This is a genomic window from Cryptosporangium sp. NPDC048952 (genome assembly GCF_043197895.1).
Taxonomy (GTDB): domain Bacteria; phylum Actinomycetota; class Actinomycetes; order Mycobacteriales; family Cryptosporangiaceae; genus Cryptosporangium.
Genome location: NZ_JBICTY010000003.1, coordinates 620890 through 641135, shown reverse-complemented (window position 1 = coordinate 641135; position 20246 = coordinate 620890). Strand labels below are relative to the sequence as shown.

Here is a 20246-nt window from a genome sequence, read left to right as displayed (position 1 = left end):
AAGGACGCCCGGAGAGGCGCCTCACGGGCTGGCCCTTTCAGGCAAAACGACCAACTATTCGGACGACAGAACGGCGGGCCGACCAGTTGATCGACCCGCCGTTTGTGGTGTTCACTCACTCACAGTAAGCGACAAATCGCGAGAATCGTCGTTACTCAACCGGAATCCGTCAGGCGTGCTGCGCGGTACCGGCATAGGGCTGAAGTGCCGCCGCCAACCCCGGGTGCACCCGGACGTGGAGCTCGGTGCCGTCCTCCGTGTGCTTGCTGGAGAGCACCTCGCCCTCCGCGTGCACTCGCGAGACCAGGCCGCCCTGGTCGTACGGCAGCCGGACGTGCAGCTCCAGCGCCGGACGCGGAAGCCGATCCTCGATCGTCGTCCGCAGCTCGTCCATGCCGAGACCGGTGTGCGCCGAGACCACCAGCGCACCGGGCAACGCCTGACGCAGCTGCAGCAGTGCCTCCGGCGACGCGGCGTCGGCCTTGTTGACGACGATCAGCTCGGGAACCTTCGCGGCGTCGACGTCGGCGAGCACGGCCCGCACGGCGTTGACCTGGGCGATCGGATCCGGGTGCGAACCGTCGACGACGTGCACCAGCAGGTCCGCGTCGGCGACCTCCTCCAGCGTCGAGCGGAACGCCTCGACGAGCTGGTGCGGCAGGTGCCGGACGAAACCCACGGTGTCGGACAGCGTGTACTCGCGTCCGTCCGCCGCCTCGGCGCGCCGGGTGGTCGGGTCGAGCGTGGCGAACAGGGCGTTCTCCACCAGGACACCGGCGCCCGTGAGCCGGTTGAGCAGGCTGGACTTGCCCGCGTTCGTGTAGCCCGCGATGGCGACGCTCGGCACCTCGTGACGCCGGCGCTGGGACCGCTTCGTGTCCCGCGCCTGCTTCATGCCCTTGATCTCGCGCCGCAGCTTGGCCATCCGCTCGCGGATGCGCCGCCGGTCGGTCTCGATCTTCGTTTCACCGGGACCACGCGTTCCCACGCCGCCGCCGGCACCACCACCGGCGCCACCGGCCTGACGGGACATCGACTCACCCCAACCACGAAGGCGGGGAAGCATGTACTCCATCTGGGCCAGCGAGACCTGCGCGCGACCCTCACGGGTGTGCGCGTGCTGGGCGAAGATGTCGAGGATCAGCGCCGTCCGGTCGATCACCTTGACCTTGACGACCTTCTCCAGCGCGTTCAGCTGGGCGGGCGAGAGCTCACCGTCGCAGATGACGGTGTCGGCGCCGCTCGAGAGCACGACCTCGCGGAGTTCGGCCGCCTTGCCGGAACCGATGTAGGTGGCCGGGTCGGGCCGGTCACGCCGCTGCATCAGGCCCTCGAGGACCTCGGAACCGGCTGTCTCGGCCAGCGCCGCCAGCTCGGCGAGGGAGTTCTCGGCGTCCTCCGCGCTGCCCTCGGTCCAGACACCGACCAGGACGACGCGCTCCAGGCGCAGCTGCCGGTACTCGACCTCGGTGACGTCGGCGAGCTCGGTGGAGAGACCGACGACCCGGCGCAGTGCGTTGCGCTCTTCGAGGTCGAACTGGTCACCGTCGTCCGGCAGCTCCGGGGACAACTCGGGGCGGAGCCGGATGGCGCTGTCTCCGAGTGAGCCGGCTCGACGTCCGGCATCGGGGGTCGGGCTCATCGGCAGATCAACTCCATCAGTAGTCAGTGCGGGGTCCTCTCGTGGGGGGACGGATGCAACGCATGGTGACACGAACACGGCGCCCAAGGCACCCGTTATAACTCCGGGTCTACGGTTGGTAACGAGACCCGGCCCCCTCGGATTCCCCGAATCCGAGCCGTCCATGCCTCAGCGCACCGCCGAGGCGGGTTCTGGAAGGATTCCGACGCCAGTCCCGCCGAACCAGACGATCCCCGGCCCCCGCACGGGCCGGCCAGACGGAGGAAACCCGTGTCCACGCCGATGCCCAGTGCCGGTTTCTCGATCACCATCCGGATCGCCGCTCCCGCAGACCCCACCGGCGTCGGAACGCTCACCACCGCGGTGGGCACCGCCGGCGGTGTCGTCCGGGCGCTGGACGTCGTCGACTCGGACGCCGACCGGGTGGTCGTCGACCTCACCTGCGACACCTCCGACGGTCCGCACGCGGACAGCGTCGTCGCGGCGCTGCGCGCCCTGGACGACGTCGACGTGCGCAAGGTGTCCGACCGGACGTTCCTGCTGCACCTCGGCGGCAAGATCGAGGTCACCCCGAAGGTGAACCTGCGTACCCGTGACGAGCTGTCCCGCGCGTACACCCCGGGGGTGGCGCGCGTCTGCCTGGCGATCGCGGAGAACCCCGAGGACGCCCGCCGCCTCACGATCAAGCGGAACACGGTCGCGGTCGTCACCGACGGCACCGCGGTGCTGGGACTGGGCAACCTCGGGCCGGCCGCCGCGCTGCCGGTGATGGAGGGCAAGGCCGCGCTGTTCAAGCGGTTCGCCGGTGTCGACGCGTGGCCGGTCTGCCTCGACACGACCGACAGCGACGAGATCGTGTCGATCGTTCGCGCGCTGGCACCGGTGTACGGCGGCATCAACCTGGAGGACATCGCGGCGCCGCGCTGCTTCGAGATCGAGGCGCGGCTCAAGGAAGAACTCGACATCCCGGTCTTCCACGACGACCAGCACGGCACCGCGATCGTCGTGCTCGCCGCGCTCACCAACGCGCTGCGTGTCGTCGGCAAGGATCTGAAGAACGTGCGGGTGGTCGTGTCCGGGGCGGGTGCGGCCGGTACCGCGATCATGAAACTGCTGCTGGCCGAGGGCGTCGGCGACATCATCGCGTGCGACCGGGACGGTGCGCTGCACGTCGGGTCGCAGGGGCTGAACCCGAGCATGCAGTGGCTGGCCGAGCACACGAACCGCGAGGGCTACTCCGGTTCGCTGGCCGGTGCGATCCGGGGCGCGGACGTGTTCATCGGCGTCTCCGCACCGAACCTGCTCACCGGTGACGACATCGCGACGATGGCGGACAAGTCGATCGTCTTCGCGCTGGCGAACCCCGACCCCGAGGTCGACCCCCGCGAAGCCCGCGAGCACGCCGCGGTCGTGGCCACCGGTCGCTCCGACGAGCCGAACCAGATCAACAACGTGCTCGCGTTCCCCGGTGTGTTCCGGGGCCTGCTCGACGCTCAGGCGCGTGAGTTCACGCTGCCGATGGCGCTGGCCGCCGCCGAGGCCATCGCGAACACGGTCGGCGCCGACAAGGTCAACCCGAGCGTCATCGTTCCCTCGGTCTTCGACCCGTCGGTCGCCCCCGCGGTCGCCGCCGCAGTAACCGAAGCCGCCCGCCGGGAAGCGGCCCGCTGAGAACAACGCTGACGCGCGAGCGCGCCTCCTCATGACCCGCAGGCGCGCTCGTGCGTCAGCGCTGCCCTCAGCGGGCTCCAGGTCAGGACTAAGGCGCGCCTGGCGGCGCTTTCACTGCTACCGCGTCATGCCGACGCCATGAGCCGCGCGTTCGCGGGTGGGCGGAGGTGGGGGGTCGGTGTCGCGCGGATGAGCGGTGGCGTCGGCACCGGGATCTCCGCGGCGCCGGCGGCGGGGCGGGGTTTGGGGCGGCGGCGGGCGCGCTTGCCCGCGCTGCCGCCCGGCCCCAGGTAGATGAACAGCCCGTTCACGGGATCGGGCACCGCGTCCAGCGCGGCCTTCACCGCGGGCGTCGCCCGGAACCGCAACCAGTCGTCCACGTCGTCGAACTCGACTTCGAGGACCAGCCCCCAGTCGCGTCGCACCCAGCGCCAGTCCTTGGCTCCGTGGGTTACCGCCGCCTCCACCAGGTGCTCGCGGTGCGACGCGGACCACACGTCCGCCGAGAACCGGCCGTCGAGAACCTCGATCGTCCAGATCTCCATGCCCCTACGGTGAACCTCCCCCGCAACCCGGGCAAGAGGTTCACGCGAACGAGGCGGGATCCCCCAGCGCGTCGATCAACTCGGCGAGCTCGCCGACGACGCCCCGTCGGCCGACCAGGATCGAGCGGCTCCGCAGGCTCCACTCGCCGCCCTCGAGGTCGCGGAGTTCCCCGCCGGCCTGCCGCACCATCAATGCACCGGCCGCGTTGTCCCAGGCGTGGTTGCCGAAGTTCAGCGAAGCACCGACCGCTCCGGCGGACGCCCACGCGAGTTCGACCGCCGACGAACCGAACATCCGCACCCGCATCGCCTGGTGCGCGACAGCATTGGCCAGCGCCATCCGGAAGCGGAACGGGTACCGCGGGGTCGGCCCGCCGTGCGTTCCCTTCGGTGCGACGTTGCCCAGCGCGATCGTGACGTCTTCCAGCCGGCCGGGAGCCAGCTCGGGCATCGCCTCGCCGTTGCGCTCGAGCGGCCCCCCGTCGATCGCCTGGTAGGACTCGCCGAACAGCGGGAGCCGGATCTGGCCGAGTACCGGGCGGCCCTCCTCGACCAGCGCCAGCGCGATGCCGGTGAGCGGGATGCGCGCGCTGTAGTTCGCGGTGCCGTCGATCGGGTCGAGCACCCAGGTGACGCCGGTATGGAGGTCGGGGCCGCCGAACTCCTCGCCGTGCATCGGCAGACCGGTTCGCTCGGTGAGCGCGGCGGTGATCTGACGTTCGAGGGCGAGGTCGGCGGCGGTGGCCCAGTCGCCGACGCCCTTGACGACCTCTTCCTTGGCGCCGATCTCGCTGACGAAGTACGGGGTGGCGTCGTCGAGGACCTCGGCGGCGATGCCGGCCAGTTCGCGCAGCTGCGCGGTGTCGAGGCTCACGCGCGCGGTCCGACCGGGGGCTGTTCGTCGGCCGATTCCTCGGCGATCGCCTCGACGACCGGCGCGGTCACGGCCTTGAGCAGTGCGCCGAGTCCTGGCGTGACCACTGGTTCCCCGGTGACGACGCCAGGATCGACGCCCCTCCAGGCCTGTGTTGTGTCGGTCTGCGGCACGGTGCTCCAGGCTCCGGTCGTTTCGGATGACGGTGTGGTGGTTCCCCAGGAACCGGTGGTCTCGCCGCGGCGCCGGGACCCGAGCGGGCGTACCGGGGGTGCCGGGCTGGTGGGGCGGACCGGGGCGGCCGGTGACACCGGCTCGACGCCGGGCACCGGGCCCGACGGCGCCACGGACCGCGCCGGGGCCTTCGCACTCCGGGCCGGGCCGTGCTGCACCCGCTCCCACGAGGGATCCCACCCCCGCGCGGCGGTCTCCTGCTCGACCGGCTGCGGCCGGTGGGCCGCGGGCGGGCGGTCCCAGCCCTGCACCGACTCCTCGGGGACCCACTCGACGATCGGCTCCACCACCGGCGCGACGTCGACTCGCACGGCGTCCACCCGCACGGCGTCCACCGGCGTGACGTCCACCGGCGGAGCCTCGGCCGCGACCGGACGGGGTGGGTGCTTGGGGGCAGCGTGGGCGGGGGGTGGGGGTGGGTCGGGGGTCGCGTCGATGACCTCGCCCAGGAGGGCGCGGGGAGCCTCGGGCTCGGACGGTGCCTGGGCCACCGCGGGCCGGGCCGCGGCGTTCGCGAGCCACTCCGGTGACAGCTGACCACCGGCCACCAGCACGGCGGGCCCTTCGAGCAGCGTCGTCGCTGTGGTCACGGTGACCGCCACGCGTCCGCCGGGCACGTCCACGGCCACCCGGCCGGTCGTCTTCCCCGCCGATCGCAGTGCGACCGCACCGACAGCGCAGGCACCGGTGCCGCACGACTGCGTCTCCCCCGAGCCGCGCTCGTACACCCGCATCCGCACGCGCAGGTCGTACCCGTCCGGCGCCGGCACGCCGGGCGTCGTCCGGGCATCCCCCGCCAGCACGTTCACGATCTCGACGTTCACGCCGGTCGGGAACGCCGCGGGGTCGAACTCCGGCGGCGACGTCAGGTCGAGGTCGGCGACCGGCAGCACCGTGCCGCACACCAGGTGCGGGTTCCCCATCGAGACCGAGATCCCGGCGAACGAACGGCCACCGACCTCCACGACGGCCTCCGAGCCGATCACTGCCGGCCCCATGTCGACTGTGATGTCGCTCTGCCCGTCCGGCACGACGACCAGTTTGGTACCCGCGCGGGTCGAGATCCGCATCGTCCCGGGCTTCGCCAGCCCCGCCTCGACGAGATACCGGGCAAACACCCGGATGCCGTTGCCGCACATCTCGGCGATGGATCCGTCACCGTTGCGGTAGTCCATGAACCACTCACCGTCGAGCCCGAGGCCCTCCGGGATGCGGGTGGAGCGCACGACACGCAGCAACCCGTCGGCACCGATGCCGGAGCGACGGTCACACAGGGCCCGCACGAGCTGAGGCGGGATCTCCAGGACGCCATCCGGGTCGGGCACGATGACAAAATCGTTCTCGGTGCCGTGGCCCTTGGCGAACGGCACCGGCCCGCTCACTGGGGTGCCGGGGGGTGGCGCGGAATCACTCACAGCTTCAGATCCTACGAGTGCTGTCGCGTGATTCCGGGGTGAGCCGGTGTGACTCATGAGGTATCAATTTCAACGCCTCCTCCAGCGCCCGGGTCCCGTCGGTCGGATCGAGCCAACGGACCCGGTCGTCCCGGCGGAACCACGACCGCTGCCTGCGGACGAACCGCCTCGTTGCACCCTGCGTAGCGGTGATCGCACCCACCTCGTCCAGTTCGCCGTCGAACATCCGCAGGATCTGTGCGTATCCCAACGCTCGGGACGCCGTCCGGCCTTCCCGGAGTCCGAGAGATTCCAGCGTCCGAACCTCGTCGACGAAACCGGCGTCCCACATCACCCGGACGCGTTCCTCGACCCGGGCGTCGAGTTGCTCCAGGGGGCGGTCGAGGCCGATGCGCACGGCGTCGTAGTGGGGCTGTGGTTCTTTGGGCAGTTCGGCGGCGAACGAACCGGTCAGCGTGATCACTTCGAGCGCGCGGACGATCCGGCGCCCGTTGCTGGGCAGGATCGCGGCTGCGGCTGCGGGGTCGGCCTCGGTGAGCCGGGCGTACAGCGGTGCCGGGCCGCCCTCGGCCAGTTCGGCCTCGAGTGCGGCACGAACGTGGGGGTCGGTGCCCGGGAACTCCATGCGGTCGAGGACCGCGTCGACGTAGAGCCCCGAGCCGCCGACGAGCACGGGCACCGTGCCGGCGTCGCGCAGCGCGTCGACCGCGGCACGGGCGAGCCGCTGGTATTCGGCGACCGACGCCGTCTCGGTCACCGGCCAGACGTCGAGCAGGTGGTGCGCGACGCCGTCCTGCTCGGCGGGGGTGAGCTTGGCCGTGCCGATGTCCATGCCTCGGTAGAGCTGCATCGAGTCGGCGTTGACCACCTCACCGCCGAGCTCCTGCGCCAGCGCCACCCCCAGCCCGGACTTCCCCGTAGCCGTAGGCCCGACCACCGCGATCACCGGCGGCCCCGGCTCGGCCGCCGCGCCCGTGGCAGCCGCCGCACCCGTGCGCTCCCGAGCGGCCGGGCCATCCGCGGCCGTGCGGCCATCCGGAGCGGCCGGGTTCGTCACGCCGGGGACCAGGCGGCTATCAGGTAGCCGACGCCGTAGGGCGCCTCGGCGGAGCGGAGTTCGCCCTTCCAGGGGCGCCCGTCGGCCTCCACGGCACCGGCGAGGATCTGCCAGGGCGCGCGGCCGGCCGCGAGCAGTTCGCGGGCCAGCGCGGGGTCGAGCGCGGCCAGCGCTGCCGTGTTGACGGACGACAGCGCGTCGGCGACAGCGGTGTCGAACGGGACGGCGCGGGGGTCGAGCGCGCCGGGTGCTTTCTCGTCCCGACTCGCCGAGCCGTCGCCCATCACCAGCAGCACGGTGGGCGCTGGAAAACCGGCCAGCCGTGCGCCCAGGTCGGCGCACTCGGCCGGGGTGGCGTGCTCGGTGACGACCCGCGCGCGCACCGGCCCGGTCCAGCCGGCTTCGCGCAGCAGCCAGGTACCGACGGTCACCGAGAGGGGCAGCGTCGGGGTTCCGGTGGGGTCCGTGTCGGGCACGACCCGGGTCAACCCCACTGTCACGTCCGCTCCGTAGCCCGCGAGTGAGCCGACCGCGTCCGGCGCCGCGCTGCCCGGCGTCGGGCCGGTACCGATCACCACGACGTCGAGATCGTCACCGGACGACTCCCCCGCGGCGAGCAGGTCGCGGACTGCGGCCACGCACGTCTCCCGGAGCTCGGCAGGACCGGTGGCGCCGGTCAGCGACGGGACGAGCAGCGGCGGATGGGGACAGACAGTGGCGGCGAGCAGCACCCCGGAAGGGTAACCGGCACTAGGGTGGGCTCCGGCGCCGTGTCAGCCAGCTATCCGACAGCTACGTGAAATGTGCTGTTCGTGACCTGGTTGAACGATGATCTAGCAGCAGATGCACCACCGATCACCGCATCGGTGCGAAGTAGTTCGCCAGAACCTGTGACAATGCTCGTCAGGCAGCCCGAAAACCGGTCTGCGGCCACCTGACGGCCGCATCCGGCTCACGCAGGGTGGCGCAGCAGATGCGGTGGTGAATATACCCGCCACCGGAACGGGAACGAGGATGGTCATGGACACTTCCGGCAGCGACAGCACCGCGGCCACGCCCGCGGGAACTCCTGCGGAGTCGTCACCCACGGAGTCCGCGGACGTGCGGCAGGCCGAGGTCTCGGCCGCCGACACGCCGTCGGCCGAGGCGGCCGCGGAGGTTAGCGCGGCGGCCACGACGCCTGCGGGCACCTCCGTAGACACGCCGGTGGACGACACGCCGGAACCCTCGAGCACCCCGGCTCCGCCCGCCGTGACGCCCGCCGTGATCGCCGCAGCCATCACTCCGGCCGCCACAGCCCCCACCCCGGCCCCGCCCGTCCCCAGCCCGGCCGCCCTAGCTGCGCAAACGCCCGCGCCGACGTCCGTCAGCCCGGTCGATTCGCCGACTCCGACGGCGCCGACTCCGGCAGACGTGGCCTCGACCGAGTCGGCCTCGACGGCTGCTGCGACGCCGACCCCGGCGGACGTGCTCCCGGCCGAGCCGGCCGCGGCCGCGCCGACGCCCGCCGCGCCAGCAGCAGCAACCCCGACCCCGGCGGACGCGGTGCCGGCTGCTGCGGTGCCCAGCCCGGCGGATGCGGTGCCGGGTGCGGCTGTGCCTGGTCCGGCGGCGGCTGGCGCGGGTGGGGGAACCTCGGCCAGTGAGTACGGGCGGATCGACGCCGAGGGGAACGTGTACGTCCGCACCGCCGCGGGTGAGCGCGCGATCGGGTCGTGGCAGGCCGGCACCGCCGAAGAAGGCCTCCACCACTTCCAGCGCCGCTACGACGACCTGGTCACCGAGATCGAGCTCCTCGAGGCTCGCCTCCAGGGCGGCATGAGCGACGCCGCACACACCAAGTCCTCCGCGGCCCGGCTGCGCGAATCCCTCGCCGACGCGCACGTGATCGGCAACCTCGACGCCCTGGCCACCCGCCTCGACGCGCTGATCGAGGCGTCGTCCGCGAAGGCCGACGAGCAGAAGGTCGCCAAGGCCCGCGCCCGCGAGGAGGCCACCACGCGCAAGCAGACGCTGGTCGCCGAGGCAGAGGACATCGCGAACAACTCCACGCAGTGGAAGGTCGCCGGCGATCGCCTGCGCGACATCCTCACCGAGTGGAAGACGATCCGCGGCGTCGACCGCAAGACCGACACCGAGCTCTGGCGACGCTACGCCGCGGCCCGCGACGGCTTCAGCCGCCGCCGGGGCAGCCACTTCGCGGGCCTCGACCAGCAGCGCAAGCAGGTCCAGGGCATCAAGGAGCAGCTGGTCACCGAAGCCGAGTCGCTCGCCGAGTCGACCGACTGGCAGTCCACCGCCAACCGGCTCAAGCAGCTCATGAACGACTGGAAGGCCGCCGGCCGCGCCCCGCGCGAGGCCGAGGACCAGCTCTGGAAGCGGTTCCGCGCCGCCCAGGACACGTTCTTCGCGCACCGCTCGGCCACGTTCTCCGAGCGCGACGCCGAGCTCAAGGCCAACCAGACCAAGAAGGAAGAGCTGCTCGCCGAGGCCGAGCGCATCGACCCGGACAGCGACCTGCGAGCGGCTCAGTCCGCGATGCGTGACGTCCAGGCGCGCTGGGAAGACATCGGCCGGGTGCCGCGCGAGGCCGTCGCACAGCTCGACCGTCGCCTGCGTGCGATCGAGGATCGGGTCAAGGTGGCCACCGATGTCGAGTGGCGCCGCGGCAGCGTCCAGAGCAACCCGCTGCTCGCGCAGATGCGCGAGCAGGTCGCCAAGGCCGAGAAGCAGCTCGAGCGCGCCAAGACGCAGGGCGACCAGCGTCGGATCGCCGAGGCCGAGAAGGCGCTGGCGTCCAAGCGCCAGTTCCTCGACCTCGCCGAGCAAGCGGGGTAAGTCCTGCCCCTCCTGACCCGGCGACGACGCTGGGTCCTGCTGGTCACCGTGGTGGCACTGGCCATCGCTGCGGTCGGCATGGTCGCGTTACGTGGTTGTCGCGAGCCGGTGTGTGATCCGGTCCACTATCCGCCCGGCGGAATCCGGATCAGCACCGGCGGCGTCGACGGCGTCTACGAGGCCTACGGTCAGGCTCTCGAGGACGTCTTCCACGACGAGTTGCCCGACCTGACCGTCCACGTCGACAACAGCAGCGGTTCGGTCGACAACCTGGGCCGGCTCGCGGCCGGCCGCGCCGACCTCGCGTTCATCTCGGCCGACACTGCGTTCAAGGTGCCGACGCTCGAGCAGCAGGCCGGTGCCCCGGCCGGGCGGATCCGCGCGATCGCCCGGGTCTACGACGAGTACGTCCAGGTCGTCGTGCGACGCGATTCGACGCTGCAGGCGCTCTCGGACCTGCGCGGCAAGCGGGTGTCGATGGGGTCGGAGGGCTCGTCGGTCGAAATCACCGCCCAGCGGCTGCTCGACGCCGCCGGGATGGGCAACGAGAAGGACATCCTGCGCCGCAGCTACAGCGTCAAGGAATCGGCGCGGCAACTCGCGAACGGCACGCTGGACGCGTTCTTCTGGGTCGGCGGGCTGCCCACCGAGGCCGTCGCCGAGCTGGCCAGCGCGCTGCCGATCCGGTTGCTGCCGCTCGAGCAGTACGTCGAGACGCTGCACCGCCAGTACGGCTCGTTCTACCAGCTCGCGACCGTGCCGGCGGGTACGTACGCGGGGGTCGGCGACACCCGCACCGCGGCGGTGCCCAGCTACCTGCTCGCCAGCCTCCGCCTCGACGACGACCTGGTCTTCCGGATGACGTCGTCGCTGTTCACGCACCGGCAGCGGATCTCCGAGGCGGTGCCGAGCGGCCGGGTGCTCGACGTGCGCTCGGCGATCAGCACCGCGTCGATCCCTCTGCACCCCGGGGCGATGCGCTACTACCGCTCGGTCAAGCCCTGAGCGACGCCCACCTCGGCCGGCTCCGTGGCGTCGCCAGTGGATTGTTTCTGAACGGGCAGCGGCGGATTGGGCAGCACGCAGGTGACCGACAGACCGCCCTGCGGGCCGGTACTGACCTCCAGGCGGCCGCCGAACGTCTGGAGCAGCGACGTGACGATGCTCAGGCCCAGCCCGGTCCCCGGGACGTTCGCGTGGCTGGGGCTGCGCCAGAACCGGCCGGTGACCTTGTCGAGCTCGGTGATCGGCAGGCCGTCGCCGTCGTCGGAGATCGACAGCCGGACGACGCCCGGCGAGCCCACCCCGGCACGCAGCGCGGCGACGATCACGCCGTCGTCCCCGGCGTAGCGGCTGGCGTTGTCGAGCAGCTCGTCGAGCACGCGCCCGAGCGACTCGGGGTCGACGACCGCCTCCGCGCTCGCGACGCCGGACCGCACCAGCATCTGGCCCCGCAGGTCGGCCCGGACCCGCCAGGCCGAGAGTCGCTCGTCGAGGACCTGACCGACGTCGACGCGGCGCACCGCACCCAGGTGACGCTCGGCGCGCGCGAGCGCGAGCAGCTCCTCGAGGACGCGCTGCAGCCGCTGCCCTTCGCGGACGGCCTCGTCGTGCTCGGCGCGGGCGCGTTCGGGCAGTTCGCCCGCGTGCTCGTCGGCGACCGCGTCGGCGAGGTTGCCCACCCGCAGGAGCAGCGCGGTCAGCGGGTTGCGCATCTGGTGGGAGGCCTCGGCGACGAACGCGCGCTGGGCGTCGAGCGCGCCGCTGACGGTGGCCGCCATCTCGTTGAAGGAGCGGGCCAACCGGCGTAACTCCGGGGGCCCCGTGCCCACCGGGGCACGCGAGGCGAGGTCACCCGACGTGATCGCGTGCGCGGCGGCGTCGAGGCTGCTCACCGGCCGCAGCACCCACGTGGCCATCGCGTCGGCGACAGCGACGAACAGCGCCACCGCACCGAGGCTGAGCGCGGCGAGCACGATCCAGACCGTGCCGACCCGGGTGCGCAGCGCGCTGGTCGGCGACACCGTGACCACGACCCCGGCGACCCCGGCGCCTTCTCCCGCCAGGAACGGCACGGCCACCACCAGCGGACGGTCCTGCCAGGGCCAGATCGACATCTCCTCGGTGCTGCGTCCGGAGAGGGCCGTGTCGATGCGGTCGCTGACCGTCGGGTCGTCGGTGTCGACCGGGCCCGAGCTGAGCATCACGTTGCGGTGGCCGTCCAGCACGACCGCCGGGATGCCGTAGACGTCGTGGTAGCGCCCGAGCTCGTCACGCAGCGCGGACAGCTCCGACGTGCCCGTACCGTCGCGGAGCAGCAGCGCGAACCGGTTCGTGTCCTGCAGCCGGTCGATGTAGACCTGACGCTGCGCGTTCGTCGCGTAGTTCATCGCCAGCGGCGTCAGCAACGCGACGACGACCAGCGCGATCAGCGTCAACAGGAGCGCGAACAGACGGGCCCGCATGGGTCAGCCGGCCGGGTAGCGGTAGCCGACCCCGCGCACGGTCTCGATGATCCCGGCGACCCCGAGCTTCGCCCGGACCGCCGCCACGTGCACCTCGAGCGTGCGCTGGTTGCCGATCCAGGCCGAATCCCAGACCTCGGCGAGGATCCGCGAGCGGGTGAAGACGATGCCGGGCTGCCGCGCCAGCATCGCGAGCAGGTTGAATTCCTTGCGGGTCAGCGCGACCGGTTCCCCGTTCACCGTCACTTCCCGCCGTTCGACGTCCAGCCGGACGCCACCCGGGCCGGCGATCGCCGTCGTCGGCGCCGGTGAGGCGGGGGCTTCCTCCAGCGACAACTCCGGCGGGGTCGCCCTGGCGGCGCGGCGGGTGACCGCGTGGATGCGGGCGACGAGCTCCCGCGGGTCGAACGGTTTGGTGACGTAGTCGTCCGCGCCGACGTGCAGGCCGTGCAGCCGCGTCGACATGTCGGTGCGGGCGGTCACCATGATGACCGGGACGTCGCACAGCTCCCGGATGCGCTTGCAGAGCGCGAGCCCGTCCAGGTCGGGTAACCCCAGATCGAGAAGGACGACGTCGTGCCGGGCGCCGGTGCGTAACCGCTCCAGCGCCCGCTGCGCGCTCCCCACCCGGTCGACGTCCATCTGCTGCCGGGTGAGGTTGACGGAGAGCGCTCCCGCGACGCGGTCGTCGTCTTCGATCAACAGGACGCGCATCGCGTTATCCGCAGACCGGGGCGGACTGGGCGTCTTTGTGGGGGGATGCTGGGGCTCCGATCGTCGGCATGCCCAGGCCGACGCCGCTCGTTTTCGGCTTGCGGCCCGCTTCGACGTTGTCGCCGGCGCGGGTGCGGCGGTGGGTGTGGATCGGGCCTTCGGCGATTGCGTGGTGAGGAGCGGCATACGTGACGGTCGTCGTCACGATGTCGCCCGGGCGGATGACGCTCGCGTCGCCCGCGAAGTGCACCAGCCGGCCGTCGCGGGCACGCCCGCTCATCCGACCGGTGCCGGAGTCCTTGCGGCCCTCACCGGTGGCGACGAGCAGCTCCACCTCGCGTCCGACGAGCTTCTTGTTCTCGTCCCAGGAGATCTGCTCCTGCAGCGCGATCAGCCGCTCGTACCGCTCCTGGACGACCTGCTTGGGCAGCTGGTTCGGCATGGTGGCGGCGGGCGTACCGGGGCGCTGGGAGTACTGGAACGTGAACGCCTGGGAGAACCGCGCGGCGGCCACCACGTCGAGCGTCGCCTGGAAGTCCTCCTCGGTCTCGCCCGGGAAGCCGACGATGATGTCGGTGGTGATCGCGGCGTCGGGCATCGCGGTGCGGACCCGATCGAGGATGCCCAGGTACCGCTCCGAACGGTAGGAGCGGCGCATCGCCTTCAGCACGGCGTCGGAGCCGCTCTGCAGTGGCATGTGCAGTTGGTGGCAGACGTTCGACGTGGTGGCCATCGCGTCGATGACGTCGTCGGTGAAGTCCTTCGGATGCGGGGACGTGAATCGGACGCGCTCGAGCCCGTCGATCTCGCCGCAGGCGCGGAGCAGGTTCGCGAACGCGGAGCGGTCGCCGAGCTCGACGCCGTACGCGTTGACGTTCTGCCCGAGCAGCGTCACCTCCAGCACGCCCTCGGCCACCAACGCACGGACCTCGGCCAGGATGTCGGCAGGCGGACGGTCGGTCTCCTTACCGCGCAACGACGGCACGATGCAGAACGTGCACGTGTTGTTGCAGCCCACGGAGATCGAAACCCATCCGGAGTACGCCGAGTCGCGCCGCGCCGGCAGCGCCGACGGGAACGTCTCCAGCGACTCCTTGATCTCGACCTGCGCCTCGGCGTTGTGCCGGGCGCGCTCGAGCAGAGCGGGCAGCGAACCGATGTTGTGGGTGCCGAAGACGACGTCGACCCAGGGGGCCTTCTCGACGATCGTGCCCCGGTCCTTCTGGGCGAGGCAGCCGCCGACGGCGATCTGCATGCCCTCTTTCTGGCGTTTGACCGAGGCCAGATGACCCAGGTTGCCGTAGAGCTTGTTGTCGGCGTTCTCCCGCACGGCGCAGGTGTTCAGCACGACGACGTCGGGGTCGGTGCCGGGCTCGGCCGGGCGGTATCCGGACGACTCCAGCAGGCCGGAGAGGCGCTCGGAGTCGTGGACGTTCATCTGGCAGCCGAAGGTGCGCACCGAGTAGGTGCGCGCTGCCTCTTCAGTCGGGGCGCTCATAACACGTCACAGACTACGGCCTGGGCGTTGCTCGTTACTCGTCCGTGATCGCTCGGTACTCAAACCGGGTTGTTGGGTCGAATAGGGTTCGGCACTACGCAGGATCCCCATGCGCTGACTTGAGGAGCCCGATGCCGGATCAACCGACCACCGATACTCCCCTGGTAGCCGTCGAGGGCGTCAACAAGTACTTCGGCGACCTGCACGTACTGCGGGACATCAACCTGAACATCGGTCGGGGCGAGGTCGTGGTCGTCGTCGGGCCGTCCGGTTCCGGGAAGTCGACGCTCTGCCGCGCGATCAACCGGCTCGAACCGATCGAAGACGGCGAAATCCGTATCGACGGCACGCCACTGCCCGCCGAGGGCAAGGAACTGGCCAAGCTGCGCGCCGACGTCGGCATGGTGTTCCAGTCGTTCAACCTGTTCGCGCACAAGACGATCGTCGAGAACGTCACGCTCGGCCCGATCAAGGTGCGCAAGGAGTCCGGTTCCGACGCGCGCGCACACGCGATGGAGCTGCTGGAGCGGGTCGGCATCGCCAGCCAGGCCGACAAGTACCCCGCGCAGCTTTCCGGTGGCCAGCAGCAGCGCGTCGCGATCGCCCGCGCGCTCGCGATGCGGCCGAAGGTGATGCTGTTCGACGAGCCCACCTCCGCGCTCGACCCCGAGATGGTCAACGAGGTGCTCGACGTCATGACCTCACTGGCCCGCGACGGCATGACGATGGTCGTCGTCACGCACGAGATGGGCTTCGCGCGCCGCGCTGCCGATCGCGTCGTCTTCATGGCCGACGGTCAGATCGTCGAAGCGGCCGAACCGGACACGTTCTTCACCAACCCGACTTCGGACCGGGCGAAGGACTTCCTCTCCAAAATCCTCACGCACTGACCCGCCTACCCGACGGATCCCCTGGAGGACATCACATGAAGCTCCGGAAGCTCGCCGTACTGGCGATCGCCGGTGCCCTCGCGCTGAGCACCAGCGCGTGCGGCAAAGAAGGCGACAGCGGCAGTGACGAGCCCACCTCGGCGGTCGAAAGTGCCGTCGCGGTGTCCGGCTCCAAGACCTTCGACGCGATCAAGGCCCGCGGCTCCGTGGTCATCGGAGTCAAGGAAGACCAGCCGAACCTCGGCTACAAGGACCCGACGACCAACGAGTACTCCGGCTTCGACATCTCGATGGCGAAGCTGATCGCCGCCAAGCTCGGCTACGGCGCGGACAAGGTCACGTTCAAGGCGATCCCGTCCGCGAACCGCGAGCAGGCGATCGTGAACGGCGACATCGACTACTACGTCGGTACATACTCGATCACCGACAAGCGCAAGACGCAGATCTCCTTCGCCGGCCCGTACTACATCGCCGGCCAGGACCTGCTCGTGCGCAAGGACGACGCGACGATCACCGGTCCGGACACCCTCAAGGGCAAGACGGTCTGCTCGGCCACCGGTTCGACCTCGATCCAGCGGATCAAGGACGAGCACAAGGACGCGAAGACCGTCGAGTTCGAGAAGTACTCGCAGTGCGTCGACGCCGTGCTCAACAAGCAGGCCGACGCGGTGACCACCGACGACGCGATCCTGCTCGGCTACGCGGCGCAGCAGCCGGAGAAGCTGAAGGTCGTGGGCAAGCCGTTCTCCGAGGAGAAGTACGGCGTCGGCCTGAACAAGGACGACAAGGCCCTGCGCGACAAGATCAACGACATCATCGAGGCGTCCGGTAAGGACGGCGAGTGGCAGAAGATCTACGACGCCACTCTCGGTAAGTCGGGTTCGACGGCCAAGCAGCCGGCGCTCGAGCGGTACTGAGTTTCCTTTCGCGGGGCCGCCCCTGAAGGGGCGGCCCCCTGCTCGTTACCGGGAGACCGATGAGTGACTTCCTGCCCACGCTGACCGACAACTGGTCGCTGTTCGGCAACGCGTTCCGGAACACCGTGCTCCTGTTCGTCCTGTCCGGAATCTTTGCCCTGATCGTCGGCACGGTCCTCGGGGCGTTCCGCGTCTCGCCGGTGCCCGCGCTGCGCTGGTTCGGCACCGGCTACGTGAATTTGCTGCGCAACACCCCGCTGACGCTGGTGTTCTTCTTCGTCGCGTTCGGGTTCCCCTACCTGGAGATCAACTTCTCGTTCACGACGTTCGCCGTGATCGCGTTGTCGGTCTACACCTCGGCGTTCGTGTGCGAGGCGGTGCGCTCCGGTATCAACACCGTGCCGGCCGGCCAGGCCGAGGCCGCCCGCGCAGTGGGGCTGACGTTCGCCCAGACGCTGCGGTTCGTGATCCTGCCGCAGGCGTTCCGGGCGGTGGTGCCGCCGCTGGCGTCGATCCTGATCGCACTGTTGAAGAACACGACGATCGCCGCCGGGTTCAGCGTCGCCGAGGCCGGGTCCATCCGGGCCAACCTGTCGGAGCTGGGCTATCCGGCGTTGGGCGGCCTGCTGTGGGTCGTCGTCGGCTTCCTGATCCTGGTGCTGCCGCTCTCCGCGGCGCAGCGCAATCTCGAGCGGCGTTGGAGCGTGGCGCGATGACTCTTGTTGCTCCTGCCCGACGCAAGCCGCGTACCCCGACCACGTCGGTGCTGTTCGACGTGCCGGGGCCGCGGGCTCGGCGCCGGAACCTGCTGATCGGCCTCGTCGGGTCCGTCGTGATCCTCGGGGCGCTGGCGTACGTGATCTACCGCTTCAACAAGACCGGGCAGTTCTCCGGGACGAAGTGGGAGATCTTCGAGTACAAGCAGCCGCAGATCACGATCCTCGAGGGCTTCCTCAACACGCTGAAGGCGGCGGGAATCGCGGCGGTGCTGGCGCTGGCCCTGGGCGTGGCTCTCGCGTCCGCCCGGGTCTCGGACCACGCGTGGCTGCGGGTTCCCTCGTTCTGGTTCGTCGAGGTGTTCCGCGCGGTTCCGCTGGTCCTGCTGATGTTCCTGTTCTACTACGGGACGCCGTCGCTGGGCCTGCGTGTCTCGCCGCTGTGGGCCGTCGTGCTCGGTCTGACGCTCTACAACGGATCGGTGTTCGCCGAGCTGTTCCGGGCGGGTATCGCCTCGGTGCCGCGCGGGCAGTCGGAGGCCGGGTACGCGCTGGGTCTGCGCAAGACCCAGGTCATGACGTCGGTGCTCGTGCCGCAGGCCGTGCGGGCGATGCTGCCGGCGATCATCAGCCAGCTCGTGGTGCTGCTGAAGGACACCGCGCTCGGGTTCCTGGTGACGTACGACGAGTTGCTCAAGCAGCTCAAGCAGCTGGCCACCGCGCCGCAGTTCGAGTACCCGTTGATCCCGCTGGTGATCGTGGGTGGGGCGATCTACGTCGCGACGTGTCTGTTGCTGTCGTGGTTCGCGACGTGGTTGGAGCGACGCCTGTCGCGGCGCGGCTCGCGGACGGCCGCGCCGACGATGGACGCGCGGCAGGATCTGGGCCAGAGCGGCGGGGCGGCCGCGATCTGAGGCTTGATTTGGGGCTTGCACGCTTTGGTGGCCTATGGGCCGCCAAAGCGTGCAGGGCTCAGCGGGCCACTCCGGTGGCCCGGGATTCACGGACGACCGTGATGCGGATCTGGCCCGGGTAGGTCAGCTCGTCTTCGATCTGCTTGGCGACGTCACGGGCCAGCATCTGGGCGGTCAGGTCGTCGACCTGGTCCGGCGCGACCATCACGCGAACCTCGCGCCCCGCCTGCATCGCGAACACCTTCTCGACCCCCGGCATCCCGGCGGCGATCTCCTCGATGCGCTCGAGGCGCTTGACGTAGGTCTCCAGGCTCTCGCGGCGCGCCCCGGGGCGTCCGCCGGAGCACGCGTCGGAGGCCTGGGTGAGCACCGCCTCGAGCGTGCGCGGCGCCACCTCGTCGTGGTGGGCTTCGATCGCGTGCACGACCTCGTCGCTCTCGCCGAGCCGGCGGGCGAGGTCGGCACCGATCAGCGCGTGGCTGCCCTCGACCTCGTGGGTCAGCGCCTTGCCGATGTCGTGCAGGAACGCGGAGCGCTTGACGAGCGCGACGTCCAGCCGCAGCTCGGCGGCCATGTGGCTGGCGATGTGGGCGGTCTCGATGAGGTGCTTGAGCACGTTCTGGCCGTAGCTCGTGCGGTAGCGGAGGCGGCCGAGCGTCGCGATCAGATCGGGGTGCATGTCGGCGATCCCGACCTGGACCAGGGCTTCCTCGCCGGCCCGCACGCAGAGCTGCTCGACCTGTTCCCTGCTGCGCTCGTAGACCTCTTCGATGCGTTGCGGGTGGATTCGCCCGTCGAGGACGAGTTTCTCGAGCGTCAGGCGGCCCACTTCGCGGCGGACCGGGTCGAAGCAGGAGAGCAGCACTGCCTCGGGGGTGTCGTCGATGATGACGTTGACACCGGTGACCGCTTCGAACGCGCGGATGTTGCGGCCTTCGCGGCCGATGATGCGGCCTTTCATGTCGTCGCCGGGCAGGTGCAGGACGCTGACGACGCTCTCGGCGGTCTGCTCGCCGGAGACGCGCTGGATCGCGTCGACGACGATGCGTTTGGCCCGTTCTTCACCCTTTGCGCGGGCCTCTGCTTCGATGTCGCGGACCAGGATCGCGGCCTCGCGCTTCGCCTGGGTTTCGACTTCTTTGACGAGTTCGGCCTTGGCAGCCTCGGCGGAGAGTCCGGCGATGCGTTCGAGTTCGGCGCGGCGGTCTTTTTCTGCTGTCTTGAGTGCTGTCTTTCGTTCGGTGAGCTCGTCGGCGAGGGCAGCGAGTTCGGTTTCGCGCTCGGCGAGTCGACCCTCGGTCTGGTTCGCACGTTCCTCGCGTTCGGCGACCCGGGCCTCGCGGCGTTGTGCCTCGTCGCGGCGGGCGGTTGCGTCGGCTTTGAGGCCGGCGGCGTCGCGTTCGGCGCTGCGTCGGGCGTCGGCGAGGAGGTCTTCTGCTTCCCGCTCGGCGCGGCGGCGGGCGCGGGCGAGGATCTCGGCGGCCTCGTCCTGGGCCGCCTGGAGGACGCCGCGCGCCTGCCGGGAGTTGTCGTCGTCCGAGGCCTGACGCGGCGCCACGACCTGCACGACCGAAGCGGCCTCCCGATACTCCGCGCCGTCACCACCGGCCCCGTCGGTACTCACCGCGCCTGCGCTGGCATTAGCCGCAGCACCCACCTCCCGGGTGCGGGTGCCCAGGGCACCCGCGACCGCCGGCCCCCCATCCGCAGCGCCGTTCCCAGCATCGCCGCTACCCGCCCCGCCGACGCCGCCCGTGCCAGCGCCGCCCGTGCCAGCGCCGCCCGTGCCAGCGCCGCCCGTGCCAGCGCCGCCCGTGCCAGCGCCGCCCGTGCCAGCGCCGCCCGTGCCAGCGCCG

Annotated in this window: 16 protein-coding genes and 2 pseudogenes; 7 read left to right on the top strand and 11 right to left on the bottom strand. The window is 70.8% G+C overall.

The genetic code is table 11. The annotated features are described in order from the left end of the window. Positions 1 to 169 precede the first annotated feature (169 nt). Positions 170 to 1642: a GTPase HflX gene (hflX, locus tag ACGFY5_RS19015; protein ID WP_392721414.1), complete on the bottom strand. Its 1473-nt coding sequence runs from the start codon at positions 1640 to 1642 to the stop codon at positions 170 to 172. Between the two features lie 282 nt (positions 1643 to 1924). Here hflX and ACGFY5_RS19010 point away from each other — a divergent pair, with 282 nt between their 5' ends. Further along, the gene (locus tag ACGFY5_RS19010; RefSeq protein WP_392722536.1) at positions 1925 to 3313 is read left to right on the top strand and encodes an NAD-dependent malic enzyme; all 1389 of its coding nucleotides are present in this window, start codon (positions 1925 to 1927) and stop codon (positions 3311 to 3313) included. 125 nt (positions 3314 to 3438) lie between these two features. Here the strand turns inward: ACGFY5_RS19010 and ACGFY5_RS19005 are convergent, their stop codons facing one another. The 5 genes and pseudogenes from ACGFY5_RS19005 to ACGFY5_RS18985 form a co-directional block, all read right to left on the bottom strand. Beyond that, positions 3439 to 3858 carry a hypothetical protein gene (locus tag ACGFY5_RS19005; protein WP_392721413.1) on the bottom strand — a complete coding sequence of 140 codons (420 nt, stop codon included), beginning with the start codon at positions 3856 to 3858 and terminating at the stop codon, positions 3439 to 3441. Between the two features lie 40 nt (positions 3859 to 3898). Beyond that, on the bottom strand, positions 3899 to 4732 hold the full coding sequence (locus ACGFY5_RS19000) for an inositol monophosphatase family protein (protein ID WP_392721412.1): 834 nt from the start codon (positions 4730 to 4732) through the stop codon (positions 3899 to 3901). A 746-nt stretch (positions 4733 to 5478) separates the two neighbouring features. Further along, positions 5479 to 6336, bottom strand: a pseudogene (dapF, locus tag ACGFY5_RS18995) (diaminopimelate epimerase); the annotation flags it as partial. Between the two features lie 49 nt (positions 6337 to 6385). After that, positions 6386 to 7438: a tRNA (adenosine(37)-N6)-dimethylallyltransferase MiaA gene (miaA, locus tag ACGFY5_RS18990; RefSeq protein ID WP_392721411.1), complete on the bottom strand. Its 1053-nt coding sequence runs from the start codon at positions 7436 to 7438 to the stop codon at positions 6386 to 6388. Then, positions 7435 to 8169 (bottom strand): hypothetical protein, encoded by a 735-nt coding sequence (locus tag ACGFY5_RS18985; RefSeq protein WP_392721410.1) that lies wholly within the window; start codon positions 8167 to 8169, stop codon positions 7435 to 7437. Before ACGFY5_RS18985 ends, miaA begins: the two co-directional genes overlap by 4 nt. 865 nt (positions 8170 to 9034) lie before the next feature. On the opposite strand from ACGFY5_RS18985, the gene ACGFY5_RS18980 reads away from it, so the two are divergent. Next, the gene (locus tag ACGFY5_RS18980; RefSeq protein WP_392722535.1) at positions 9035 to 10276 is read left to right on the top strand and encodes a DUF349 domain-containing protein; all 1242 of its coding nucleotides are present in this window, start codon (positions 9035 to 9037) and stop codon (positions 10274 to 10276) included. Positions 10277 to 10324: 48 nt separating this feature from the next. Next, positions 10325 to 11281, top strand: a complete 957-nt coding sequence (locus ACGFY5_RS18975) for a TAXI family TRAP transporter solute-binding subunit (protein ID WP_392721409.1) — start codon at positions 10325 to 10327, stop codon at positions 11279 to 11281. Here the strand turns inward: ACGFY5_RS18975 and ACGFY5_RS18970 are convergent. The 3 genes from ACGFY5_RS18970 to miaB are packed head-to-tail and all read right to left on the bottom strand — an operon-like array spanning position 11260 to position 14953. Further along, positions 11260 to 12741 carry an ATP-binding protein gene (locus ACGFY5_RS18970; RefSeq protein WP_392721408.1) on the bottom strand — a complete coding sequence of 494 codons (1482 nt, stop codon included), beginning with the start codon at positions 12739 to 12741 and terminating at the stop codon, positions 11260 to 11262. The two genes, ACGFY5_RS18975 and ACGFY5_RS18970, sit on opposite strands and share 22 nt — an antisense overlap. Positions 12742 to 12744: 3 nt before the next feature. Then, a complete protein-coding gene (locus tag ACGFY5_RS18965; protein WP_392721407.1) occupies positions 12745 to 13455 on the bottom strand; it encodes a response regulator transcription factor in 711 nt (236 codons plus the stop codon). Between the two features lie 4 nt (positions 13456 to 13459). Beyond that, positions 13460 to 14953 (bottom strand): tRNA (N6-isopentenyl adenosine(37)-C2)-methylthiotransferase MiaB, encoded by a 1494-nt coding sequence (gene miaB, locus ACGFY5_RS18960; RefSeq protein WP_392721406.1) that lies wholly within the window; start codon positions 14951 to 14953, stop codon positions 13460 to 13462. A gap of 131 nt (positions 14954 to 15084) precedes the next feature. On the opposite strand from miaB, the gene ACGFY5_RS18955 reads away from it, so the two are divergent. From ACGFY5_RS18955 to ACGFY5_RS18940, 4 genes are all read left to right on the top strand, one after another. Beyond that, on the top strand, positions 15085 to 15843 hold the full coding sequence (locus tag ACGFY5_RS18955) for an amino acid ABC transporter ATP-binding protein (RefSeq protein ID WP_392721405.1): 759 nt from the start codon (positions 15085 to 15087) through the stop codon (positions 15841 to 15843). Between the two features lie 35 nt (positions 15844 to 15878). Continuing rightward, complete coding sequence (locus tag ACGFY5_RS18950; protein ID WP_392721404.1) at positions 15879 to 16760, top strand: glutamate ABC transporter substrate-binding protein; 882 nt, start codon at positions 15879 to 15881, stop codon at positions 16758 to 16760. Between the two features lie 71 nt (positions 16761 to 16831). Continuing rightward, on the top strand, positions 16832 to 17476 hold the full coding sequence (locus tag ACGFY5_RS18945) for an amino acid ABC transporter permease (RefSeq protein ID WP_392722533.1): 645 nt from the start codon (positions 16832 to 16834) through the stop codon (positions 17474 to 17476). Next, entirely contained in the window at positions 17473 to 18390 is a 918-nt protein-coding gene (locus tag ACGFY5_RS18940; protein ID WP_392721403.1) for an amino acid ABC transporter permease, read from the top strand. The genes ACGFY5_RS18945 and ACGFY5_RS18940 overlap by 4 nt, the downstream gene beginning before the upstream one ends. Positions 18391 to 18448: 58 nt before the next feature. Here the strand turns inward: ACGFY5_RS18940 and rny are convergent, their stop codons facing one another. Continuing rightward, positions 18449 to 20047 (bottom strand): ribonuclease Y, encoded by a 1599-nt coding sequence (rny, locus tag ACGFY5_RS18935; RefSeq protein WP_392721402.1) that lies wholly within the window; start codon positions 20045 to 20047, stop codon positions 18449 to 18451. Beyond that, positions 20011 to 20246: pseudogene (locus tag ACGFY5_RS18930) on the bottom strand (hypothetical protein); the annotation flags it as partial. The pseudogene ACGFY5_RS18930 and the gene rny, both read right to left, overlap by 37 nt.